This window comes from Streptomyces griseus subsp. griseus (assembly GCF_000720255.1).
GTDB lineage: Bacteria > Actinomycetota > Actinomycetes > Streptomycetales > Streptomycetaceae > Streptomyces > Streptomyces griseus_I.
This window is the reverse complement of the sequence record NZ_JOJE01000006.1, coordinates 284,965-308,189: the sequence shown is the minus strand read 5'-3', so window position 1 is coordinate 308,189 and position 23,225 is coordinate 284,965. Positions and strand designations below refer to the sequence as shown.

At 71.3% G+C, this 23,225-nt stretch carries 18 protein-coding genes and 1 pseudogene; 9 read left to right on the top strand and 10 right to left on the bottom strand.

Annotation, left to right across the window (positions count from 1 at the left end; translation table 11 throughout):
- The 7 genes from IG99_RS12305 to IG99_RS12275 are packed head-to-tail and all read left to right on the top strand — an operon-like array spanning position 1 to position 7,694.
- Entirely contained in the window at positions 1 to 1,026 is a 1,026-nt protein-coding gene (locus tag IG99_RS12305) for an NAD-dependent epimerase/dehydratase family protein (protein ID WP_037672793.1), read from the top strand.
- 20 nt (positions 1,027 to 1,046) lie between these two features.
- Positions 1,047 to 2,321 carry a DUF4910 domain-containing protein gene (locus IG99_RS12300; protein ID WP_037673024.1) on the top strand — a complete coding sequence of 425 codons (1,275 nt, stop codon included), beginning with the start codon at positions 1,047 to 1,049 and terminating at the stop codon, positions 2,319 to 2,321.
- Complete coding sequence (locus IG99_RS12295; RefSeq protein WP_199815499.1) at positions 2,318 to 3,637, top strand: MATE family efflux transporter; 1,320 nt, start codon at positions 2,318 to 2,320, stop codon at positions 3,635 to 3,637. Before IG99_RS12300 ends, IG99_RS12295 begins: the two co-directional genes overlap by 4 nt.
- Positions 3,634 to 4,581, top strand: coding sequence for a glycosyltransferase family 2 protein (locus IG99_RS12290; protein ID WP_037672790.1), 948 nt, complete (start codon positions 3,634 to 3,636; stop codon positions 4,579 to 4,581). Before IG99_RS12295 ends, IG99_RS12290 begins: the two co-directional genes overlap by 4 nt.
- Complete coding sequence (locus IG99_RS12285; protein ID WP_051865230.1) at positions 4,578 to 5,804, top strand: polysaccharide pyruvyl transferase family protein; 1,227 nt, start codon at positions 4,578 to 4,580, stop codon at positions 5,802 to 5,804. The genes IG99_RS12290 and IG99_RS12285 overlap by 4 nt, the downstream gene beginning before the upstream one ends.
- The gene (gene rfbC, locus IG99_RS12280; protein ID WP_037672787.1) at positions 5,801 to 6,352 is read left to right on the top strand and encodes a dTDP-4-dehydrorhamnose 3,5-epimerase; all 552 of its coding nucleotides are present in this window, start codon (positions 5,801 to 5,803) and stop codon (positions 6,350 to 6,352) included. Before IG99_RS12285 ends, rfbC begins: the two co-directional genes overlap by 4 nt.
- Positions 6,353 to 6,359: 7 nt before the next feature.
- Positions 6,360 to 7,694 (top strand): glutamate-1-semialdehyde 2,1-aminomutase, encoded by a 1,335-nt coding sequence (locus IG99_RS12275; protein WP_037672785.1) that lies wholly within the window; start codon positions 6,360 to 6,362, stop codon positions 7,692 to 7,694.
- A gap of 12 nt (positions 7,695 to 7,706) precedes the next feature.
- On the opposite strand, the gene IG99_RS12270 is transcribed toward IG99_RS12275, so the two are convergent.
- The 8 genes from IG99_RS12270 to IG99_RS12235 form a co-directional block, all read right to left on the bottom strand.
- Positions 7,707 to 8,405: a phosphatase PAP2 family protein gene (locus tag IG99_RS12270; RefSeq protein ID WP_037672784.1), complete on the bottom strand. Its 699-nt coding sequence runs from the start codon at positions 8,403 to 8,405 to the stop codon at positions 7,707 to 7,709.
- A 203-nt stretch (positions 8,406 to 8,608) separates the two neighbouring features.
- Positions 8,609 to 8,983, bottom strand: coding sequence for a VOC family protein (locus tag IG99_RS12265; RefSeq protein WP_037673016.1), 375 nt, complete (start codon positions 8,981 to 8,983; stop codon positions 8,609 to 8,611).
- Positions 8,984 to 9,244: 261 nt separating this feature from the next.
- Positions 9,245 to 11,422: an RICIN domain-containing protein gene (locus IG99_RS12260; protein ID WP_037672782.1), complete on the bottom strand. Its 2,178-nt coding sequence runs from the start codon at positions 11,420 to 11,422 to the stop codon at positions 9,245 to 9,247.
- A 53-nt stretch (positions 11,423 to 11,475) separates the two neighbouring features.
- Positions 11,476 to 13,806, bottom strand: coding sequence for a glycoside hydrolase family 3 N-terminal domain-containing protein (locus IG99_RS12255; protein ID WP_234311823.1), 2,331 nt, complete (start codon positions 13,804 to 13,806; stop codon positions 11,476 to 11,478).
- A 221-nt stretch (positions 13,807 to 14,027) separates the two neighbouring features.
- Positions 14,028 to 14,846: a carbohydrate ABC transporter permease gene (locus IG99_RS12250; protein WP_037672780.1), complete on the bottom strand. Its 819-nt coding sequence runs from the start codon at positions 14,844 to 14,846 to the stop codon at positions 14,028 to 14,030.
- Positions 14,843 to 15,709, bottom strand: a complete 867-nt coding sequence (locus tag IG99_RS12245; RefSeq protein ID WP_037672778.1) for a carbohydrate ABC transporter permease — start codon at positions 15,707 to 15,709, stop codon at positions 14,843 to 14,845. Before IG99_RS12245 ends, IG99_RS12250 begins: the two co-directional genes overlap by 4 nt.
- A gap of 80 nt (positions 15,710 to 15,789) precedes the next feature.
- Positions 15,790 to 17,073: an ABC transporter substrate-binding protein gene (locus IG99_RS12240; RefSeq protein ID WP_051865228.1), complete on the bottom strand. Its 1,284-nt coding sequence runs from the start codon at positions 17,071 to 17,073 to the stop codon at positions 15,790 to 15,792.
- 258 nt (positions 17,074 to 17,331) lie between these two features.
- Complete coding sequence (locus IG99_RS12235; protein WP_051865271.1) at positions 17,332 to 18,375, bottom strand: LacI family DNA-binding transcriptional regulator; 1,044 nt, start codon at positions 18,373 to 18,375, stop codon at positions 17,332 to 17,334.
- A gap of 226 nt (positions 18,376 to 18,601) precedes the next feature.
- Between IG99_RS12235 and IG99_RS47560 the strand changes: the two genes are divergently transcribed.
- Positions 18,602 to 20,959 carry a glycosyl hydrolase family 95 catalytic domain-containing protein gene (locus IG99_RS47560; RefSeq protein ID WP_051865227.1) on the top strand — a complete coding sequence of 786 codons (2,358 nt, stop codon included), beginning with the start codon at positions 18,602 to 18,604 and terminating at the stop codon, positions 20,957 to 20,959.
- A 27-nt stretch (positions 20,960 to 20,986) separates the two neighbouring features.
- On the opposite strand, the gene IG99_RS12225 is transcribed toward IG99_RS47560, so the two are convergent.
- Both IG99_RS12225 and IG99_RS12220 read right to left on the bottom strand, forming a co-directional pair.
- The gene (locus IG99_RS12225) at positions 20,987 to 22,027 is read right to left on the bottom strand and encodes a LacI family DNA-binding transcriptional regulator (RefSeq protein WP_037672777.1); all 1,041 of its coding nucleotides are present in this window, start codon (positions 22,025 to 22,027) and stop codon (positions 20,987 to 20,989) included.
- A gap of 106 nt (positions 22,028 to 22,133) precedes the next feature.
- Positions 22,134 to 22,565 (bottom strand): annotated as a pseudogene (locus IG99_RS12220) (acyl-CoA dehydrogenase family protein); the annotation flags it as partial.
- On the opposite strand from IG99_RS12220, the gene IG99_RS12215 reads away from it, so the two are divergent.
- A complete protein-coding gene (locus IG99_RS12215; RefSeq protein WP_324606131.1) occupies positions 22,480 to 23,184 on the top strand; it encodes a 3-hydroxybutyryl-CoA dehydrogenase in 705 nt (234 codons plus the stop codon). The pseudogene IG99_RS12220 and the gene IG99_RS12215 overlap by 86 nt on opposite strands.
- Positions 23,185 to 23,225 lie beyond the last annotated feature (41 nt).

Sequence of the window (23,225 nt, the reverse complement as noted above, 5' to 3'; positions counted from 1 at the left end):
ATGCGCGTACTTCTGACCGGACACCAGGGTTATCTGGGAACCGTCATGGCCCCGGTCCTCGCGGCCGCCGGGCACGAGGTCGTCGGCCTCGACGCCGGCCTGTTCGCCGACTGTGTCCTCGGCCCGACGCCCGCGGACCCGCGGGGGCACCGGGTGGACCTGCGCGACGTCACCGCCGAACACGTGGCCGGGGTGGACGCAGTCATCCACCTGGCGGCGCTCTCCAACGACCCGCTGGGATCGCTGGCGCCGGAGCTCACCTACGACATCAACCACCACGCTTCCGTCCACCTGGCCCGGCTGGCCCGCGACGCCGGAGTGCGGCGCTTCCTGTACGCGTCGACGTGCTCGGTCTACGGCGCCGCCGGTGGCGACGACCTCGTGACAGAGGACGCCCCGCTGCGCCCGGTGACGCCGTACGCGGAGTCCAAGGTGCGGGTGGAGGACGACCTGCACGCGCTGGCCGACGGTGACTTCACCCCGGTGTACATGCGCAACGCCACCGCCTTCGGCTACTCGCCCCGGCTGCGCGCCGACATCGTGCTGAACAACCTGACGGGCCACGCCCTCATGTCCGGCGAGGTCCTTGTGCTCTCCGACGGCACCCCCTGGCGCCCGCTGGTGCACGCCGCCGACATCGCCCGGGCGTTCACGGCCGCGCTGACCGCGCCTCGGGAGGCGGTGCACGACCGGGCGTTCAACATCGGCAGCGAGATCAACAACGTCACGGTCGCCGAGATCGCCGAGCAGGTCGCCGAGGCGGTGCCCGGCTCCAAGGTGGTGATCACCGGGGAGAACGGCGCCGATCCGCGGTCCTACCGGGTGGACTTCGCCCGGTTCCGCGCGGCGATACCCGGCTTCGACTGCGAGTGGACGGTGAAGCAGGGCGCGCTCGAACTCGCCGACGCCTACCGCAAGTTCGGGCTGACCAAGGAGGACTTCGACCGGCGTTTCACCCGGCTCGCCGTGCTGCGCGCCGCGTCCGACGCCGGCGCCGTCGACGACACCCTGCGCAGGCGCGGATGACCGCGGCGGGCGAACAGCCGATGGCCTCGGCCGGCGACGAGATGCACGCGCTGGTCGAGCGGCTGTACCCGCTGTGCCGGAGCATCACGGGCGACGGTGTGCGCGCCACCCTGGAGATCGTCGGCGAGTACATCCCGCTGCGCGTGCACGAGGTGCCGACCGGGACTCAGGTGCTCGACTGGACGGTGCCGCAGGAGTGGAACATCCGCGACGCGTACATCGCCGACGCCGCCGGCCACCGGGTCGTCGACTTCGCCGCGTCCAGCCTGCACGTGCTCGGCTACAGCGTGCCGGTGTCGGCGACCATGTCGCTGGCCGAGCTGCGCGGACACCTGCACACCCTGCCGGACCAGCCTTCCTGGGTGCCGTACCGCACCAGCTACTACAAGCCGGAATGGGGGTTCTGCCTGGCCCAGGAGACCTTGGACGCGCTGCCGGACGGTGACTACGAGGTCCGCATCGACTCCACCCTCGCGGACGGCCACCTCACCTACGCCGAGCACGTGGTCCCCGGGCAGGTCGCCGACGAGGTGATCGTCTCCTGCCACGTCTGCCACCCGTCGCTGGCCAACGACAACCTGGCCGGCATCGCGGTGGCGACGTACCTGGCCCGGGCGCTGGCGGAGCAGACGCCTTACCACACCTACCGGTTCATCTTCGCGCCCGGCACCATCGGGGCGATCACCTGGCTGGCCCGCAACGCGGAGCGGGTGGAACAGGTCAAGCACGGGCTGGTGCTGGCCTGCGCCGGCGACCGGGGCCGACTGACGTACAAGCAGAGCAGGCGCGGTGACGCGGAGATCGACCGGGTGATGCGGCACGTGCTCAACGCGTCCGAACGCCCGCACCGCGTCACCGAGTTCACTCCGTACGGCTATGACGAGCGGCAGTACTGCTCCCCCGGGTTCGATCTCGGCGTGGGCTCGCTCACCCGGACTCCGTACGCCGGTTACCCCGAGTACCACACCTCGGCGGACAACCCGGACTTCGTCTCCCCGGAGGCGATGGCGGACACGCTCGCCGTCTGCCGCGAGGCGTTCGCCGTGCTCGACCGCAACCGGCGGTACGTCAACCTCAGCCCCCACGGCGAACCACAGCTGGGGCGGCGCGGGTTGTACGACGCGCTCGGCGGTCGCAGCGACACCAAGCAGGCGCAGATGGCCATGCTCTGGGTGCTCAACCTCTCCGACGGCGAGCACAGTCTGCTGGACGTCGCCGAGCGGTCCGGACTGCCGTTCGACACCGTCGCCGCCGCGGCCGCCGCCCTCCAGGGCGCCGAACTGATCAAGGCATGACGCCGATGACCACCGAGGAGGAGAAGGCGACGGCGTCGGCGGCACCGGCCGGACACGCCCGGCGCACCGCGAAGCGGGCCATGGCGGGCCGGCTGTCCTGGGGCCTGGCCGACCAGGCGGCCTCCAGCATGTCCAACTTCGCGGTGGGCATCTACGTGGCCCGCTCGCTGGGGGTGACCGCGTTCGGCGTGTTCAGCCTGGCCTGGGTGACCTACGGCGTGGTGCTCAACGTCTCCCGCGGGCTGGCCACCGACCCGCTCGTGGTGCGCTTCAGCGGCGTGTCGGACACGTCCTGGCGGGGGGCGGTGTCCCGGGCGTCGGGTACCGCGCTCGGCGTCGGTACCGCCCTCGGCGCGGCGTGTCTGCTGGTCGGACTGGGCCTCGGCGGCAGCGTGGGGCCCGCGTTCGCCTGCCTCGGCGTCATGCTGCCGGGGCTGCTGCTGCAGGACGCCTGGCGGTTCTCGTTCTTCGCCGCCGGCAGCGGGCGCAAGGCGTTCGTCAACGACCTCGTGTGGGGCATCGCGCTCGTCCCGGCCATGGTCGTGGCGGCCCAGGTGGGCAGCGTGCCCGCTTTCGTGCTCGCCTGGGGCGCGTCCGCCGCGGTGGCCGCCGCGTACGGCTGCCTCCAGTCCGGCGTCCGGCCCCGGATGACCGAGGCGCGCGGGTGGCTTCGCGAGCAGCGCGATCTCGGCTACCGGTACCTGGTCGAGAACGTCAGCCTCAGCGGCGCGAGCCAGCTGCGGGCGTACGGGCTCGGCGCGATCGTCGGGGTCGGCGCGGTGGGTGCGGTGCGGGGCGCGGAACTCCTGATGGGCCCGTTCCTCGCCGTACTGATGGGCCTGTCGCTGGTCACCGTCCCGGAGGCGGCACGGGTGCTGCGGCAGGCCCCGCAGCGGCTGGGGAAGTTCTGTCTCCTCCTCGGCGGCGGGCAGGCCACCGCCGCGCTGCTGTGGGGCGGGTCGCTGCTGCTGTTGCCGGACCGGCTCGGTGAGCTCGTGCTCGGCGACGTCTGGCCATCCGCCTCGCAGCTCATCGTGGCGATCACCCTCGGCGTCGCGGGCGCGGGCCTCGGCACCGGCGCGGCGGCCGGGCTGCGCGCGCTCGGCGCGGCCCGACGCAGTCTGCGCTGCCAGCTGTTCGCCTCCGCCTGCTATGTCGGCGGCGGGCTCGGCGGGGCGGTCGTGGCCGGCACGGTCGGCTCGGCATGGGGCGTCGCCGCCGCGACCCTCAGCGGCTCGGCCGTGTGGTGGCTGCAGCTGCGGTCCGCCCTGCGCGAGCGCCACCACAACCTTGTCCCCGAAGTGAGGACCGCATGACCGACCGACCCAGGCTGAGCATCGGCCTGCCCGTGTACAACGGCGAGGAGTACCTGGCCGAGTCGCTCGACGCCCTGCTCGGGCAGACCTACGAGGACTTCGAGCTGGTCATCTCCGACAACGCCTCGACCGACACGACCCAGGACATCTGCCGCAAGTACGCCGCGCAGGACTCACGCATCCGGTACCTCCGGCTGTCCCGGAACATCGGCGCGACGCCGAACCACAACCGTGTGCTCGACGAGGCCCGCGGCGAGTTGTTCAAGTGGGCCTCGCACGACGACCTTTACGGCCGCGACCTGCTGCGGCTCTGCGTGGAGGCGCTGGACGAGCGGCCGGACGTGATCCTCGCGCACACCGACCAGGCGGTCATCGACGGCGACGGCCAGGTGAAGGTCCCCTACGACTACACGCTCGCCACCGACTCGCCGCACGCGCCGGACCGCTTCCGCAGTCTGCTGTTCGAGCCCGGTGGCGACGACTTCTACGGGGTGATGCGGGCCGACGTGCTGCGCCGGGTGAAACCGATGGACAGCTACCACCACGCGGACCGCACGTACGTCGCCGAGATCACCCTGCACGGGCGTTTCCACCAGGTGCCGGAGCTGCTGTACTTCCGCCGCGACCACCCCACCCGCGCCGAGCGTGCGAACCCTTCCAAGCGCTCCCGGTGCGTCAACCTGGATCCGCGCCGGGCAGGCCCGCTGCACCCGACGCCCCGGCTGCTCGCCGAGTACGTCTGGGGCTTCGCCTCGGCGATCCGGCGGGCGCCCCTGTCCGCGGCCGACCGGCGCGCGTGCTACCGCCATCTGGCCGCGTGGATGACCAGCCGGGTCCGGCCGGGCGCCGGCGAGCGGGTCGAGGACCGCGCCCCGGTCGACCCGGCCAAGCTCACGGTCTCCGTGGATGCCCTCGTCGCGGGCCGTGAGGGGCGGCGGGCATGAAGGCGGCGACACGTGTGGGGGTGTTCGGCCTGCTCGGCTCCGGCAACCTCGGCAACGACGGGTCGCTGGAGGCCGTGCTCGGGTACCTCCGTGCCGAGCATCCGGCGGCGGCCGTGGACGCGCTGTGCGGCGGGCCCGAGGCCGTGACGACCCGGTTCGGGATCCCCGCCACGCGGCTGCACTGGTATCGCGGGGAGTACCGGACCGCGTCGCGTGCGGGCGCGATCGCGTCGAAGGGTCTCGGCAAACTCGTCGATGTCTTCCGCACCGCCGCCTGGGTGCGCCGGCACGACGTGGTGATCGTGCCGGGCATGGGCGTCCTGGAGGCCACGCTGCCCCTGCGGCCGTGGGGCTTCCCGTACTCGCTGTTCCTGCTCTGCGCGAGCGGCCGGCTGCTCGGCACCCGGGTCGCGCTGGTCGGCGTCGGAGCCGCGACGATCGGCAACCGGCCGACCCGGGCCCTGGTGCGCTGGTCGGCGCGCCTTGCCGCGTACCGGTCGTACCGGGACGCCCAGTCCCGTGACGCGATGCGGGCGATGGGCGTGGACACTTCGCGCGACGAGGTCTACCCGGACCTCGCCTTCTCCCTGCCGACGCCGCCGACGAGCGCGCCCTCGGACTCGCCCGGCCCGGTCTGCGTCGGCGTCATGGACTTCCACGGCGGCGATGACGACCGCGCCCGCGCCGAGGAGATCCACCGGCGATACCTCGACGGGACGATCCGGTTCGTCCGCGCGCTGGTCGAGGAGGACAGGCCGGTACGGCTGCTCACCGGCGACGAGTGCGATGCGTCAGTGGTCGCCGCGATCCTCGCCGCTGTGGACTCGCCGCTGGTCACCGCTGCCGAGCCGTCCTCGCTGGCCGACCTGATGAAGGAGATGGCGGCCGCCGATTCCGTGGTGGCGATCCGGTACCACAACCTGATCTGCGCGCTGAAGACCGGCACGCCGGTGCTCGCACTCAGCTACGCGGCGAAGAGCGACGCGCTCATGGCGGACATGGGGCTCGGCGCGTACTGCCACCCGGCGCGCGAGCTCGACGCCGACCGGCTGCTCGAGCAGTTCCGGGCGCTGGAGCGGCGATCGGCCGAGCTGCGGCAGACCCTCAGCGAGCGGAACCTGGCCGCCGCCGAACGCCTCCAGCAGCAGTTCACCGACCTGACCGCGGCCCTGTTCCCGGCGGCCGACCACACTCACGCCCACGCCACTCGGGAGGCTCCATGAAGGCGACCGAAGTTCCGGCGATCGCCGGCGCGTACCTGTTCGAGCCGACGCCGTACGCCGACGAGCGCGGCTTCTTCTGCCGCACCTTCGACGCCGACGTGATCCGCTCGGTGGGGCTCGACCCGGACGCCTTCGTCCAGGACAGCCTGTCCCGCTCGGTCCGGGGCGTGCTGCGCGGCCTGCACCTGCGCTCCGGCGCCGGTGAGGCCAAGCTGGTGCGGTGCTCGTACGGGAGGATCTTCGACGTCGTCGTGGACCTGCGATCGGACTCGCCTACCTACCGCAACCGGGCCTTCTTCGAGCTGTCCGGCGAGACGCAGGTGACCCTGTACATCCCGGCGGGGTGCGCGCACGGCTTCCAGGCGCTGACCGAGACCGCCGACACCTCGTACCGGATCGACCGCGAGCATGATCCGGCCGAGGACGTGACGATCGCCTTCGACGACCCGGAGCTCGCCATTCCCTGGCCGCTGCCGGTCACATCGATGTCCCAGCGGGACCGGGAGGCGCCGAGCCTCGCCCAGGTCCTGAAGAACAAGGAGAGTTGAGGTCGGCGTGGACACCGAAGACACCGGAGAGTTCCTCCTGCCCCGGTCGCGGAGGGCGAACGAGCGGCTGCACGCCATGATCCCGGGGGGCGCGCACACCTACGCCAAGGGCGACGACCAGTACCCCGAGGGCCTGGCCCCGGTCATCAGCCACGGCCGCGGCGCCCACGTGTGGGACGTCGACGGCAACCGCTACGTCGAGTACGGCTCCGGCCTGCGGTCGGTCAGCCTCGGACACGCCCACCCGCGTGTGATCGAGGCGGTGCGGCGGGAACTCGACCGCGGCAGCAACTTCGTCCGGCCGTCCGTCGTCGAGGTCGAAGCCGCCGAACGCTTCCTGGCCACGGTACCGACCGCCGAGATGGTGAAGTTCGCGAAGAACGGCTCCGACGCCACCACCGCCGCGGTGCGCCTCGCCCGCGCCGTCACCGGACGCCCGCGGGTGGCCATCTGCGCCGACCATCCGTTCTTCTCCACCGACGACTGGTTCATCGGCACCACGCCGATGTCCGCCGGTATTCCGGCTGCGACCGAAGAGCTCACCGTGGCCTTCCCCTACGGCGACCTGGCCGCCACGGAGGAATTGCTCACCCGCTACCCGGACGAGGTCGCCTGCCTGATCCTCGAACCCGCCACCGTCGCCGAACCGCCGCCCGGGTACCTGGAGGGCCTCCGCGAACTGGCCGACCGACACGGCTGCGTGCTGGTCTTCGACGAGATGATCACCGGCTTCCGCTGGTCCGAGGCGGGCGCGCAGGGCCTGTACGGCGTCGTCCCCGACCTCTCCACGTTCGGCAAGGCGCTGGGGAACGGATTCGCCGTCTCCGCGCTGGCCGGGCGCCGCGATCTGATGGAGCTGGGCGGGCTGCGTCACTCCGGCGACCGGGTGTTCCTGCTGTCCACCACGCACGGTGCGGAGACCCACTCCCTGGCGGCCGCGATGGCCGTGCAGACCACCTACGTCGAAGAGGGCGTCACCGCGCGGCTGCACGCCCTCGGCGAGCGGTTGGCCGCCGGTGTCCGCGACGCCGCGGCCGGCATGGGCGTCGGCGACCACATCGTCGTCCGGGGCCGGGCCAGCAACCTGGTCTTCGCCACCCTCGACGAGAACCTGCAGCCGTCGCAGGAGTACCGCACCCTGTTCCTGCGTCGGCTCCTCGCGGGCGGGGTGCTGGCCCCGTCGTTCGTGGTGAGCGGCGCGCTCAGCGACGCCGACATCGATCACACCGTCGACGTGGTGGCCCAGGCGTGTGCGGTGTACCGGAAGGCCCTGGACGCCGCCGACCCCACCCCCTGGCTGGGCGGACGACCGGTGAAGCCGGTGTTCCGCCGCTCGGTGTGAGGTGACGTGACGTCAGCGCTGCGGCAGAGCGGCGTCGGGCGTACGGTCGTCCCGCCGGTCGGCCGTCCGGTCGATCAGCCACGCGGTCGCCGGCGTCACCGCCAGTGCGGTGCACCAGCCGCCGAGGACGTCGGTGGGGTAGTGGGCGCCCAGGGCGACCTGCGCCCAGCCCATGGCCGCGCCGGCGACCAGCGCCGCGGCGAGCACGAGTGACGTGCCGGCCGTCCTGCCGAGGCCGAGCCGACCGGTCGCCAGCAGCGCCACCGCGACGGTGAGCGCGGTGAGGAAGGCGGTGTGCCCGCTCGGGTAGGACAGGTTGTCGTCACCGTGAATGGTGCGTCCCACCAGCGACTTGAGCAGCGTCGCCGTCCCCACGGTCATGCCGGCACAGGCAACGACGAGCACCGCCGCGCGAGGCCACCGAAGCAGCAGGCAGCCCGCCAGGACGGCCAGGACCAGCACCGCCGCTCCCCCGGGCTCCCCCAGGAAGTCCATGGCCAGAGCGACGCGCCGCCACGGCGGCCGCACACCGTACACCGCCGTCTCGATCCGCGCGTCCATCACGCCCGGCTCGCTGTCGCCGGCATACAGAACCCCGAGCCCGACGACCACCAGCGCGGCGAGGGCCGCGATCACCCCGAGCCACCCGCGCAGCGACGGGGGCAGCACCTGGTCCATGCGCGCGGGAGCCCGCACATCGTCGCAACCCATCCGGCTGATGCGATGCACCTCCCCCTCCCGTCGGGGGCAAATCCCCCGATGAGCCCCGTCATTCCACCGCCACCCTAACCACCCGTGCGGTCATGGAGAACCGCGGTTGGAAAGGCCGCGTGTCAACACTTCGCCATTGAGCCAAGTGCGGGCAGCGTCGAGGAAATCGCCCGGCCGCTCCCAGCGCTCGTAGTCCCGTGGGCTCAGTGGAGGCAGAGGCAGAACGGATGGCCCGCCGGGTCCGCGTAGATCCGCCAGTTGGCTTCCGGGCGGAGCTGGTCCGTCCGCTCCAGCACGGTCGCACCGAGGGCGAGCGCCCGCTTCTCCTCTCCGTCGAGGTCGTCCACGTCGAAGTCCAGGTGGAGCTGCTGCGGGCGTTCCTGGCCGGGCCATTGGGGCGGTTGGTAGCCGTCCACCCGCTGGCAGGCCAGCGGTGTCCCTTCGAACCCGTGCACCTCGACCCAGTCGGCATCCTCGGGGTCCACGACCACCCGGCCGCCGAGCAGCTCCGCGTAGAACTCCGCGAGCTGTACTGCGTCGGCGCAGTCCAGTGCGATCGCCTGCAGCTTTCGAATCACTTCCGGCACCCCTCGCTCTCCAGCCGCATGCGCGACTCCTCGTACGGGAGTGGTCGTACCCCTCGCTGCGGCGCGCATGCGCAGCGTGCTCGGCTTCACCGGCCGCCAGAAACGCCCGATTACGCCGATCGCCCTACAGAGGACCGGGTCACCGTGTGGAAGCCGACCAGTCCTGCGCTGAGAGACCAGTGGCGACCCCTGACCCGCTGATCACACACGAGACGAAGAGGGGCCGGCTCCTCGGGCCGGCCCCTCTGTGGACTATGCCCGGCTCCACCTCTGGGTGGCGTTGCCGACGGCTGTCCAGAGTTGCACCTTCGACCCGTTGGCGGTGGCCCAGTTGGCGACGTCGATCGCCAGGCCGTTGGAACGGTTGATGACGGATCCGTCGAGGCGGAACCACCACTTCTGACTGGTCTTGCCGTTGCAGGTCCACAGGATCAACTGGGTGCCCGCGGTGGTGCCGTCACCGGCGGCCGCCAGGCACTTTCCGGCGACGCGGAGTTCGCCCGCGGTGGTCTGCGTGACGGTCTGGTTCGCGTTCCCGGAACAGTCCCAGATCTGTACCTGCACGCCGGTCTGGCCGTTGGGGACATCGAGGCAGCGGCCGGAGTTGGCGCCCTTGAGGGTGAAGGTGCCGTCCGTCGGCAGTGGGTCCTGGACCAGTTGCCAGTCCTGCGAACCGTCACTGGCCGACGAGGCCAGGGTGACGGCGCCGTTCGCGGTCGCGCCCGTCATGAACAGACTGGTGTTACGGACCGACCGGAGCTTGTAGTAGCCGTCGGTCGAGGGGACGAGGGTCCACTGCTTGTCGGTGGCTCCGTCGTCGACCCACTGGGCGAGCTTCTGCCCGGCTGTCGCGCTGCCGGTCCAGATGGCGACCGAGCGGCCACCGGCCTTGTCGAGCAGGGTGACGTCGGAGCCCTTGGCCACGGTGTGCCAGCGCTGCGCGTCGTCGGCCGCGTCCCGGTCCTTCAGGACGATGTCGGGGACGTTGCCGGTGAGGTTCGCGTCCTGCGTCTTGCCCGCGTCGGGGCTGAGGGCCTGACCGGTGGCGCGGTTGACGAGGGTGTAGTAGGCGCTCTGGGAGGATCGCCCGAGGTCGACCTCGCCGTAGCGCACGGGACCGAGGCCCTGGCCGCTGAAACCGGCCTGGAGGATGACGACACGTCCCGTGCCGTCGACGTACTGGAGATCGCGGCTGTATCCGGCGGTGACCGGCGTCTGGTACTCCTTCCAGGTGCCGTCGCTCTTACCGGACTCGTTCACCCAGACGCTGCCGCTGCCGGCGGCGTTGTAGGCGATCCGTCCGTCCGGCAGCTGGACGAGGACCGGGCTGCCGCCCACGGCCAGGGTGTGTCCCCCGGAGGGCACCGGCAGGCTGGTGACGCCCTGGTCCGGCACGGTGTTCGGATAGAACTTCAGCGGGTCGTCCGCGATCCGGTACCGGGTGTTGGTCGCACCGCTGGCCCAGTACTCGTAGGTGAGCAGCCATTTGCCGTCGGTCGTCTGGGCGATCGTGGTCATGCCCGGTCGTCCGCTGCCGATCAGTGTCTTGCCGCCCAGGTTCTCGGTCGTGCCCGGTACATCGACGACCGGTTGGCTCCAGGACGTACTGCTGCCGTCCCAGGTCTTGTGCACGAGGATCTGGTTGCGTGAATCCGTGGCCGTGTCGTCGTCCGGGTCGCGGTTCGGGGCGCCGGTGGTGGAGTCGAAGCCCAGGTAGTCGTGCTCGTCGGAGTAGTACGCGACGAGCTGCCCGTTCCGGGCCATCAGGTACGGCTCCCAGACGGGGTCGGACTGCGCGTAGGTGTTGGCGCTCGACACGCGACTGCCCTGCCACCCGCCGGCGGCGAGGATGTTCTGGAAGTTCCAGGTCGCACCGTCATCGGTGCTGGAGTACAGGGCGATCGCCACGTCCTTGCGGTCGCCGTCGCCGTCCGGCGTCCAGTTCGGGTCGGCGGCCTTGTGCTCCCGGTAGTAGTAGTCGTCCCCCGAGACGACGCTCGCGAGAAGCAGCGTGCCGGCCTTCAGGGCTCCGACGTCCTGCGGGAGCACGTAGGAGTACGGGTTCGTCCAGTTGCTGGTGTACTTGGCGTACTGCGAGTCGCTCGACAGGTACGCCGGAGCCTTGACGTCGGACAGCTTCTGCCATGTGGTGCCGTCGTCGTCACTCTTGTAGACCGGCAGCGTCTGGCCCACCGGGTCGCCCAGGCTGTTCTCGAAGGCGGCCACGATGCGTCCGCTGGGGAGCTGGGCCGACTTCGGGTAGAGGACACACGGAGTCTTGTTGCACGAAGCGGCGTTCTGCGCACCGTACAAGGTGGTCTGGCTCGGCTGATACGCCGCCGCACCCGTCGCTGAGGCGATGGCGAACGCCAGGCCGACTCCGAAGGCCGTCGCTGTCGCGAAAGCCTTCCTTGCCCATGTTTTCTTCACTGCGGCTCCTTTGCCGTGTGGACTCCATCGTGAGGTGGAGAAATGAGGGCCCGTCAGTCCCGCCGTACCGTCACGGCGGTGGTCATGGTCCGGGTGTGGTCGACCGTGCGGGTGGCTCCTTCGAGCCGCACTCGCGCGGAGGAGCCCGCCTCGCCGGCCGACTGGGCGACGGTGAGGGTGACGTCGCCGGGTTCGACGCGTCGGCGCAGATCGGTTCCGGTGAAGCTGGTCATGTCCGTGTGGACGTCGAACTCGACGACGCCGGCCTGGCCGGCGGCGAGGTCGACCCGGGTGAACGCGATGAGCTGGCGGACGGGCCGGGTGACCGAGGCGACCGGGTCGGTGAGGTAGAGCTGGGCCACGCAGGTGCCCGCCCGTGCACCGGTGTTGGAGATCCTGGCCCGTACCGTGATCGTCGCGTCGACGGGCACGACGGCTTCGTCGACCTGTACGTCCTCGATCGCGAAGGTGGTGTACGACAGGCCGTGCCCGAACGGGAACGCGGGTGTGGGGTCGATGTTGCTCACGCCGTCGCTCTTGAGGGCGAGCGGGGGCGCCAGATACGTGCCCGGCTGGCCTGCCGCGTCGCCCGGGATCTGGACGGGCAGGTGCCCGGAGGGGTTGATCCGCCCGGACAGCACCCCGGCGACGGCAGCCGCACCTTCCTCTCCCGGGAAGAAGGCCTGAAGGGTCGCGTCGGCTCGCCGCGCGTGCCGGCCGATCGCGTAGGGGCGGCCCGAGACGACGACGAGGGCGGTGCGGTGGGCCGCGCCGAGGACGGCCTCCACCAGGTCCTCCTGCACTCCGGGGAGCGTCAGCGTGCCGACGTCGCAGCCTTCGCCGGAGGTCCCTTCGCCGAACATGCCGGAGCGGTCGCCGACGACGAGGATCGTCAGGTCGGCCGCCGCTGCCGCCGCCACTGCCGCCTCGATGCCGCCGCGCTCCTCACCGGTGACATGGCAGCCGGTCTCGTGGTGCACCGAGGCCTCGGGGAACTCCCGCCGGACGGCGTCGAGGATCGTGGGGGCCTCGACGCCCAGGGGGAGCCCGGGGTGGTGGAGCAGGACGTGGTTGGGGAAGGAGTAGCAGCCGAACAGGCACCGCGCGTCGTCGGCCGCCGGGCCGATCACGGCGATCGAGCGCGGGGAGGCGAGCGGCAGCAGGGCCGAGGCGTTGTCGAGCAGGACGACCGATTCCTCGGCGAGACCGCGGGCGATGGCGCGGTTGCGCGGTGAGTCGAAGTCGGCGGGGGCCGTGTACTGCCCGGGGTGCCAGTCCGGGTCCAGCAGACCGAGTTCGGCCTTCTGCGCCAGGACGCGCAGCACCGCGCGGTCGAGCAGCTCGGTGGTCACGCGGCCGTCCCGCAGCAGCTTCTCCAGGTGGTCGCCGTAGCCGGAGGTGTGGGGCAGTTCCACGTCGATCCCCGCGTGCAGTGCCGCCCGGGCCGCGTCGGCGACGTCGGCGGCCACGTGGTGCATGGAGGCGAGGAACACGATCGCCCAGTAGTCGGACACCACCGTGCCCTCGAATCCCCAGCGGTCGCGCAGCAGCCCGGTGAGCAGGGACTCGTTGGCGCCGCAGGGGACGCCGTCGATGTCGTTGTAGGCATTCATCACCGAGCCGACGCGCCCGTCCACCACGGCCTTCTCGAACGGTACGAGGATCATGTCGGCGTATTCGCGCGGGCCGACGGCGGCGGGCGCGTGGTTGCGTGCCGCCCGGGAGGCGGAATAGCCGGCGAAGTGCTTCACCGTCGCGACGACACCGGAGGACTGCAGGCCCCGCACATAGGCCAGCCCGAGTTCGGAGACCAGGTAGGGGTCCTCGCCGAGGGTCTCCTCCACACGGCCCCAGCGGTAGTCGCGTACGACGTCCAGCACGGGGGACAGGCCCTGGTGGACGCCGACCGCCGCCATGTCCGCGCCGATGGCCGCCGCCATGCTCCGGACGAGACCGGGGTCCCAGGTGGCCGCCCAGGCGAGCGGTGTCGGGTAGACCGTGGCCTGCCAGGTGGTGAATCCGGTGAGGCACTCCTCGTGGGCGATGGCCGGTATGCCGAACCGGTTCGCCGCCGTGACCCGCTCCTGGAACTCCGCCAGGCGCTCGCGGCCCGTCTCGGGGTCGACCGGTGCCGTGCCGAACGCCCGGGTCAGGTGCCCGAGCCCGTCGACGATCGCTTCCTCGAAGCTCTGGGGGGCGCTGAAGGTGTCCTGCATCGGAGCCACGTCCCCGGAGGAGGGGCTGAAGCCGGGCCAGCTGCTGCCGAGTTGAGCGATCTTCTCGGCGTCGGTCATCGCGTCAAGGAGGGCCCGCGCGCGGACGGACGCCGGCAGGGCGGGATCGTTCCACAGCCCGGTCGTCGGGCGCTCGTCGCTGATCGTCAAGGTCTCGTCCGTTTCTGTTGCGGGCGCGCGCGAGCCGCGCGGGTGAGAGGAAGCACTGCCTGCGGGGACGGTGAATCGGGCCCGGGCACCGGTCCGGCGGTCGCGGGGAGGCGGACATGCCGGACAGCGTCATGGGGAGGTGGTGATCGGCGCCGGTCGGCGCCCGGGCCCCGCTTCGGGCGGCGTCCTGTCTCATCGGGCCTGGCGGGACGCCGGTGGTGTCACTTGCCGCCGGCTCCCATCAGGCCGGCGACCAGGGCCCGGCGGGCGAAGAGGTAGACGACGAGGATGGGGACCGCGGACATCAGCACCGCGGCCAGCAGAGCCGGCACGTTCGCTCCGTACTCGGAGACGAAGTTGTACAGGCCCAGCGTCACCAGCTTGTTCTCGTTCGACTGGGTCATGATCAGCGGGAACAGGAAGCCGTTCCACGCCTGCAGGGCCGTGAAGACCGAGGTGGTCGCGATGGCGGACTTCGACATCGGCACGACCAGCGTCAGCAGGGTCCGGGCAGGGCTCGCGCCGTCCAGGGCCATCGCCTCGTACAGCTCGGTGGAGATGTCCCGCATCCCGCCGCTGAGAACCAGCACGCTCACGGGGAGGGCGAACGCGGCGGTGGGCAGGATGATCCCCCACAGCGTGTCGTAGAAGCCCAGGTTGTTGACGATGAGGAAGAGGGGGATGATCACGGCCTGCGAGGGGATCGCCAGGCCCAGGAGGAACAGGCGGAACACTCCCCTGCTCAGCAGGCCCCGGCCGCGCACGACCGTGTAGCTGATCGGTATGGCGAGAGCCAGGACGATGGCGACCGTGGCCGCCGCCACGACGAGGGTGTTCCAGATGTACTGGAGGAAGCCGCTGTCCAGGACCGTGCGGAAGTTCTCCGGCGTCACGGTGTCGGGGAGCGAGACGGGGCCCTTGTCGGTGTACGTGGTCTGCGGCTGCACCGCGGTGTTCACCAGTGCGTACAGCGGGACCCCGATGATCATGAGCCAGACGAGGGCCGCGGCACCGGCCACGTAGTTGGGGCGCGTCCTCACAGCCCCTCCAGGGTGCTCGTCATCTTGTCGTAGCCGCTCAGCTTCGTGAGCAGGACCGAGGCCGCCGTGGCGAGCAGGAGCAGGAAGCTCGCGATGGCGCTGGCGTAGCCGTAGTCGTAGGTGCGGAACGCGGTCTGGTACATGGAGAACGGCAGGATCGAGGTGTCGGTGCCGGGGCCGCCGTTGGTCAGCAGCAGCACGATGTCGAAGGCGGTGAGACCGCCCACCACCATGAAGATCGTCGAGGTGATCATGGTGTTGCGCAGTTGCGGCAGCGTGATGTGGAAGAACTGCCGCACCCTCCCCGCCCCGTCGATCGAGGCCGCCTGGTACAGCGTGTGCGGGACGGCGCGGGCGGCCCCCTGGTAGAGCAGGCTGTGGAAGGGGACGAACTGCCAGCTGGTCACCAGGACCAGGCAGGCGACGGCGCCCTTCTGGGTGCCGAGGGGGTTCGTGCCGAAGAGCCATTCGACCTTCGACGGCAGGCCGAAGTTCGGGTCGAGCAGCTGGCGCCACATGATGGCCGTGGCCGCCGTGGACAGCAGCAGCGGGAGGAAGAAGACGGCCGAGAGCACGGCCCGGTTGCGCTGCCGGCCGGCCGCCCACACCCCGAGCAGGATGCTGATCGGCGCCTGGACGGCGATGTTCCCGACCAGCAGGACGCCGGTGACCAGGGTGGACTGCCACACCTGGGGGTCGCCGAAGAAGCGCGACCAGTTCTCCGCGCCCGTGAACCGCGGGGCGCTGAGGCCGTCCCAGTGGGTGAAGGAGAGGTAGAGCACGCCGATCATCGGTGCGACGGCGAAGACGAGGAAGAACAGCAGCCCGGGCAGCGCCCAGACCACGCCCGGCCGCTCCAGCATGGGAGGAGCGGCCCGATCGCGGGCCCGGCGCTTGCCGACGGGCCGCGAAGTCGTTGCGGAGACCACGTGGACGTGCCTTCCTACTTCTTGATCGCCAGTACCGCGCTGACGAACTGTTCCGGCGAGCTCTGCCCGTTGAACAGCTTCTGGATCTCGGTCAGCAGCGGGGTGCCCAGCGTGAGGCCCAGCGCCTGGTCCCAGGACTGGGTGAAGGTGGTGGCGCCGTCCACGAGGTCGTACTGGAACTTGGCGTACGCGGGGTCCGGTGCCTTGTCCAGGAACTGCGAGGCGTTCGACGTGACCGGGACCTCGCCCTTCTCGACCAGGCCCTGGACGTAGCTGTCGCTGAAGGTGGTCCGGAGGAAGGCGGCCGCGGTGTCCTTCGGCGCGGTGGTGGTCACGGAGATGTAGTTGGTGGGGTTGCCGACCACGTTGGAGGGGTCGCCCTTGCCGCCCGCGACGCTCGGGAAGGGAACGTAGCCGAGGCCGTTCTTGGCGAAGTCCGGGGCCTCGCTCTGCTGGGTGGCGTACTCCCACGAGCCCATCAGGACCATCGCCGCCTTGCCCTTGTTGAGAAGGGTCGACGTGCCGCCGGGGCCGTAGTTGACCGAGCCGAAGTTCTTGCCGAAGGCGCCGCTGTCCACCAACCCCTTGATCATCTGCGCGGTCTTGAGGACGGCGGGGTCCTTCCACTGGGACCAGTCGCCGCCGGCGATCTTCTGGAAGAGCTCGGGGCCCGCGAGACGGTCGACGAGGTACTCGATCCACATCAGCTCGGTCCACGAGGAGCTGGCGCTGCCCGCGAGGGCGAAGGGGGTGACCCCCTGCTTCTTGAACACCTTCACCAGGTCGGTGAGCTCGGCGTAGGTCTTGGGCGGCTTGACGCCGGCGTCGGCGAAGACCTTCTTGTTGTAGAAGAGGAAGACCGGCTGGGTGCCGCGACAGGGGATGCCCACCAGCTTGCCGTCGACCTTGCCCGCGGCGAGGGCCGAGGCGAGGAAGTGCATCTCCAGCGGCTGGTCGAGCGTCACCAGCTTCCCGGCCTTGACGTAGTCGTTGAGGCTCCCGCCGCCCCAGTTGAAGAACAGCCCCGGCATCTTGGACGAGCCCATGGCCGTCCGCAGCTTGTCCTTGTAGCCGTCCGTGGCGATGACCGTCATGGAGACCTTGCCGTGACCGGTGGAGTTGAACGTGTCCACCGCCGCCTGCTGGACCGGGTTGGTCGGGTCCTGCAGGGTCCAGAAGTCCGCGTCGCCCGTGGGCGAGGCCGTGGAACTGCCGGACGTGCCGCAGCCGGCCACGGTGACGCTCAGCGTGGTCGCCGCCGTCGCGGTGAGGAACCACCGCCGGGACACTCTGTTCATCGTTGAACCTTTCGAGTCGGCACATCCGCTTCATGGGTGTGCTCACCCAGCGGACAGGCCGTCCCGGGCCTGTCCGCGCTGAGGAATGTGAGTCGATGGCCATGCCCGTCAGGTGCTTTCGCGCAAGGTTTGCGGACCGTCGCTCCTGCGGTTGAGCTGGCGTCGGTCACGCTAAGCGGCGGAAATCAGCCACGGCAATATCGGAGGGGAATCAGTTCCGAAAGACTTTCGCGAACGTCGGGCCCGCGGAGGCCGAGGTCAGACCCGTCCGCTGTCCTCGTGCGGCGGAGCGGTGGACTCGCGCACGACCAGTTCGGTCGCGAGTTCCCTGCGCGTCGTAGCGGGAGGCCTGCCGTCGGCCAGGTGCAGCAGGACACGTGTGGCCTCCTGGCCCAGCTCGTGGAACGGCTGCCGTACGGCGCTCAGCGGCGGCGAGGCCATGCCGGCCACCAGGGTGTCGTCGAACGACATGACCGACAGCTCGCGCGGAACGGGGATGCCGAGCTGCCGGGCCGCCTCCAGGGCGCCCAGGGCCTGGGCGTCGCTCGCGGCGAACAGGGCAGTCGGCCGCTCGCTCAGGGCCAGGACGCTGCGAGCGGCACGCAGGCCCTCGCCGAAGTCGAAGTCCGTCGAACGGACGAGCGCGGGGTCGTACGGGATTGCGGCCTCGGCAAGAGCGGCCCGGTAGCCGTGCAGCCGTGCCGACCCGGCCAGGGAGTGCGACCGGCCGGCCAGCATGCCGATCCGCCGGTGCCCGAGCTGGAGCAGGTGCTGGACGGCGGTCGTCGCGCCGTGCCAGTTCGTCACCCCCACGCTCGGGATGTCCGCGGACGGCGCGTTCAGGGGGTCGACGAGCACGACCGGCAGCCGCTGGTCCACGATGCGGCGCTGGTCCTGCTCGGCCAGAGCGGAGATCACGATCACGACACCCGCGGCACCCAGCGCGGCGGACTCCTCCAGCCACCGGGCGATCGAGCGCCGGCTCGTCGTGCCGACGGTCGTGTGGACGCCCATCTCGGCCGCCGACTCCACGATGCCGCGGACCACTTCCAGGGTGTAGGGGCCGGCCAGGTCCCGGAACACGGCCAGGATCTGCCGCGGCCGGCGCGCGTCACCGTCCCAGGCGCGGACGTAACCGCGTTCGGTCAGCAGCGCCTCGACCCGGGACCGGGTCGCCTCGGACACGTCCCTTCGCCGGTGGACGACTTTCGAAACGGTCGCGAGCGAGACACCGGCCTCGTCCGCTATCGCGGTGAGCAGCCCGTACTGGCCGTCCCGGCGCGACCCTGCTGATCCCGTCACTTCGGCCTGGACCTCCCCGTCACGCGCCGTGAGTGTGCGCGCAGTGAAGGTACACGCCAGTTGGATCACCGATCCGGAGGAAAAACGACCGAAAGTCCTTCTACCTGCGTAGATGCGCCGACTTTTGATCTTCGAAAGTCTTTCGCGAAAGGGGCGGCCACCTCTTGTAGGCTCCGCGGCAGCCTGTTCGAGCCGCTCAGGCGCGTCACTTTCGGGAGGCCGGGACATGCCGGTGCACAGCGTCCACGACACAGAACCCGCCGACCGTTGGGAGGACGCCTTCCTCTCCGGCAACGGCGAGTACGGACTCATGGTGTTCGGACACCCGCACCACGAGCGGATCGTTCACAACCACCACCGGTACGTGCTGCCCAACGGATCCGTCGGGATGCGGCCGCCGGCCGTCGCCGACCGTCTCGAGCACGTGCGCGACCTGATCCTGGCCGGCGACCGGGAGCGGGCGCAGCGCGAGTTCTCCGACGGCAGGGCGCTGGCCTGGACCCAGCCGTTCCACCCGGGGCACGTGCTCCACCTGGACGCTCACGGCGAGCCGGGCAGCCCCGTGGAGCCGGGCGGCCCCGTGGAGCCGGGCGGCCCCGTGGAGCCGGGCGGCCCCGTGGAGCCGGGCGGCCCCGTGGAGCCGGGCGGCCCCGTGGAGGGTTACCGCCGGGTGACGGACTTCGCCACCGGTGAGGTGCGGGTCACCTGGTCCGACGGGGGGCGCGAACGGCGGCGGCGCGCGTTCGTCTCGCGCGTCGACGCCGTCGCGGTCGTCGAGATCACCGGTCCACGGCTCGACCTGTCGATCCGGCTCTCCGGCGATCTCCCCGGCCGCCCGTCCGAAGTCACCTTCTCGACGTCCGCCGAGGCCACCGGGGAGGGCGAAGCGCACCTCGCCGTGGTCGGGGCGTACCCGCCCGGGCCCGGTGCGGCGGAATTCGCCGGCGTGACCCGGGCCGTCGTCACGGGCGGCCGGGTCCGGGTGGAGGGGGACACGGCCCGCGTCGAGGGAGCGGCCCGCGTGGTGCTGCTGACCCGGATGGACCGGGCGTCGTCGGCGGACACCCAGGGGATGCGCACGACCCTGCTCGAACTCCCCGTGGACTACGACGAGTTGCTCGCCCGCCACGCTCCCGTCCACGGCGAGCTCTACGGCCGGGCCGAACTCGACCTGGGCGCGTCCGACAGCGACCGGCAGCTGCCGGTGGGCGAGCTGCTCACCCGCGCCGACCCCAAAATGCTGGACGCCGCCCTGGTCGAGACGCTGTTCCACTCCGGCCGCTACCTCCTGCTCAGCTCCAGTGGAGTGCTCCCGCCGCGGCTGACCGGGCTCTGGCTGGGGGCCTGGGGCGCTGCCTGGTCCGGCGACTACACCACGGACGCCAACGTCAATCTGCAGATGGCCGGGGCCGTGCTCACCGGCATGCCCGAACTCGTGCACCCGTACGCCGCGCTCATCGGCGGGCAGATCGACGACTGGCGCACCAACGCCCGCACGATCCACGGCACCCGCGGCATCCTCGCGCCCAGCCGGACCGACGGGGAACACGGCCTGCTGTTCCACCTCGACGACGAGTGGCCCTGGACGATGTGGCTGGCGGGCGCGGACTGGCTGCTGTTCCCGCTCTACGAGTACTGGCAGGCGACCGGCGACGACGACTTCCTCGCCGGCACCCTCGCCCCCTGGCTCGTCGAGGCCGCCCTGTTCTTCGAGGACTTCCTCACCCGCGAGGACAGCGAGGGCCACGTCGTACTGGTCCCCTCCTACTCCCCCGAGGTCGGCCCGCGTGGCGGGCCGGGCGTCGCCGGAGTGAACGCGACCATGGACGTGGCGGCGGCCCGGCACGCGCTCACCACCGCCGCGGACGTCTGCGCGCACCTCGGCGTCGAACAGGAGGCGGCCGGCCGTTGGCGTGCCCTCGCCGACCGGTTGCCGCCCTACCGTGTCGACCGTCGCGGGGCGCTCGCCGAGTGGGCGTGGCCGGGCCTGGAGACCGCCGACGACCACCGGCACATCAGCCATCTCCACCCGGTGTGGCCCCTGCACGACATCACCCCGGACGACACCCCGGGCCTGGCCGCCGCAGCCCGTGCGGCACTGCTGCTGCGCGGCGACGAGAACATGTCCGCGCACGGCAGCCTGCACCGCGCCCTGGTCGCCGCACGTCTGAAGGACGGCGGGACGGCGAAGGCGAACATCCTCAAGATCCTCGGCCGTGACATGGTCTTCCGCTCGCTGATGACCTCGCACAATCCCGGTCTGGAGATTTACAACGCGGACGCCGCGCACTGCCTGCCCGCCGTCTTCACGGAGATGCTCATGGACTCCCGGCCGGGGATCGTGGAGCTTCTGCCCGCCCTGCCCGCGGAGTGGGCGAGCGGCAGTGTGCGCGGCATCGGCACGCGCGCGGGAGTGAGCGTCGAGGAGCTGAGCTGGGACGTGGAGAAGGGCTTCGCCCGGGTCGTTCTCACCGCCCCGCGCGAGCGGGAGGTCGCCCTCGTGTGCCGTGGAGCGAAGGAGCGGCGGCAGACCCTGCGTCTGTCGCCCCACTCCCCGACCACGGTGATCGTCCCGCTGGCCTGACACCACGCGGGCGCAACATCGCGGGCGCTACGGGGCAGGGACCCGTCGGCGTGCGGACGTCGACGTGCGCAGCACCAGTTCCGTGGCGAGCTCGATCCGCGTGGACGCCGGCGGCTTGCCCTCGGCGAGCCGCATCAGTACCCGGGTCGCCTCGTTGCCCAGCTCCTCGAAGGGCTGGCGTACCGCGCTCAGCGGCGGGCAGGCCATGGCCGCCACATGGGTGTCGTCGAAGGACATCACCGCGAGATCGTCCGGGACGGCGAGCCCCTCCTGACGGGCGGCCTCCAGGACACCGAGCGCCTGGGCGTCGCTGGCCGCGAAGACCGCCGTGGGCGGGTCGGCCGAGCGCAGGATGTGCAGGGTGGCGGCGAGGGACTCGGCGTAGTCGAAGTCGGTCGAGCGCACGAGCGCGGGGTCGTAGGGGATCCCGGCCTCTTCCAGCGCGGCCCGGTAACCGTGCAGCCGGGCCGAGCCGGACAGCGAGTGCGAACGGCCCGCCAGCATGGCGATCCGGGTGTGCCCGAGCCCCAGCAGGTGCTGCACGGCGTCCCTCGCCCCGCTCCAGTTCGTGACCCCGATGCTCGGGATGTCGTGGCTCGGCGGGCTGAGCGGGTCGATCAGCACCACCGGGAGGCGCTGCTCGACGATGCGGCGCTGGTCCTCCTCGGCCAGCATCGAGATCACGATGATCACTCCGGCCGCGCCGATCGCCACGCACTCCTCCAGCCACTGGGAGATGGGGCGATGGGCGGTCGTGCCGGTCACCACGTCGATGCCGAGGTCGTCCGCCGCGTCCACGATCCCGCGGACGACCTCCAGGGTGTACGGCCCGGTCAGGTCGCGGAACACCGCGATGATCTGGCGCGGCGCCGCGGGGTCCGGTTCTCCCGGGCGGACGTACCCGTGTCGCGTCAGCAGTTCCTCGACCCGGGCGCGGGTCGCGGCACCGACGTCGGGGCGCCGGTGCACCACCTTGGACACGGTGCTCAGTGACACCCCGGCCTCACCGGCGATGCTGGTCAGCAGACCGTACTGCGCATCCCGCTGCGCACCGCCACGAGCTGTCACTGGTACGCCGCCTCGCTTCGAGCTGTCATCCGATGTCCGCCGAAAGCTAACGGGACGATTCGCTCGGGGACAAGGCCGGTGAGCGGCTCGGCTGAGCCAACGGGCGTCATGAGCCGTCGGCGGCACCCGCGCGCGGCTGTCGGTACGGCCGCACCGCGCGGCGCGCTATGGCGAACCGGTGCGTCTCCGACGGGCCGTCGTAGATCCGGAACGGCCGTACCTCCCGGAACAGACGGGCCAGCGGGGCGTCGGCCGCCGAGACGCCGAGGGCTCCGCAGATCTGCACCGCCCGGTCGACCACCCGGTTCACCGCCTCCGCCACGAAGGTCTTGGAGACGGAGGTGAGCTGCGCGGCGGCGGCGGAGCCGGTGTCCAGCTCCCAGGCCGTGCGCAGGATCAGCGCGCGGCTCGCCTCGATGTCGATCTCGGAGTCGGCCAGCAGCTGCTGGACCATGCCGAGGTCTCCCAGCGCCGAGCCGAACGCCATCCGGCTCCCCGCCCGCTCCAGTGCGAGGTCCTGGGCGCGGCGGGCCGCCCCCGGCGACCGCCAGTTCGTCATCGAGGCCGTCGCCGAGAACCGCGACATCAAGGCCGATGTCCTGCGCACCCTGGACAAGGCGGTCGAAGACCCTGCGGCGGTCCTCGCCACCAACACCTCATCGATCCCCGTGGTCGATCTCGCCGTAGCCACCGAGCGGCCGGCGAGGGTGATCGGCATGCACTTCTTCAACCCCGTACCCGTGCAGCGGCTGGTCGAGCTCATTCCCGCTCTCGTCACCAGCGCCGACAGCGTGCGGCGCGCCCGCGGCCTGGCCGCGCAGTTGGGCAAACAGGTTATCCAGGCGCCGGACCGCTCCGGCTTCGTCGTCAACGCCCTCCTGGTGCCCTACCTTCTCGGCGCGGTACGGATGGTGGAGTCGGGCTCCGCGCAGCCGGACGACATCGATCGGGGCATGGAACTCGGATGCGCCCACCCCATGGGGCCCTTGCGCCTGCTCGACCTCATCGGCCTGGACACCGCGCAGGCCGTGGCCGAGTCGATGTACGAGGAGTTCAAGGAGCCGCTGTACGCGCCCCCGGCCCTCCTGCGCCGCATGGTCGCCGCGGGCCGGCTCGGCCGCAAGAGCGGCCGCGGTTTCCACACGTACGACGCCTGAACACCGAGGGACACGGAGCGGGCGTGCCTGGGGCTGCGGGC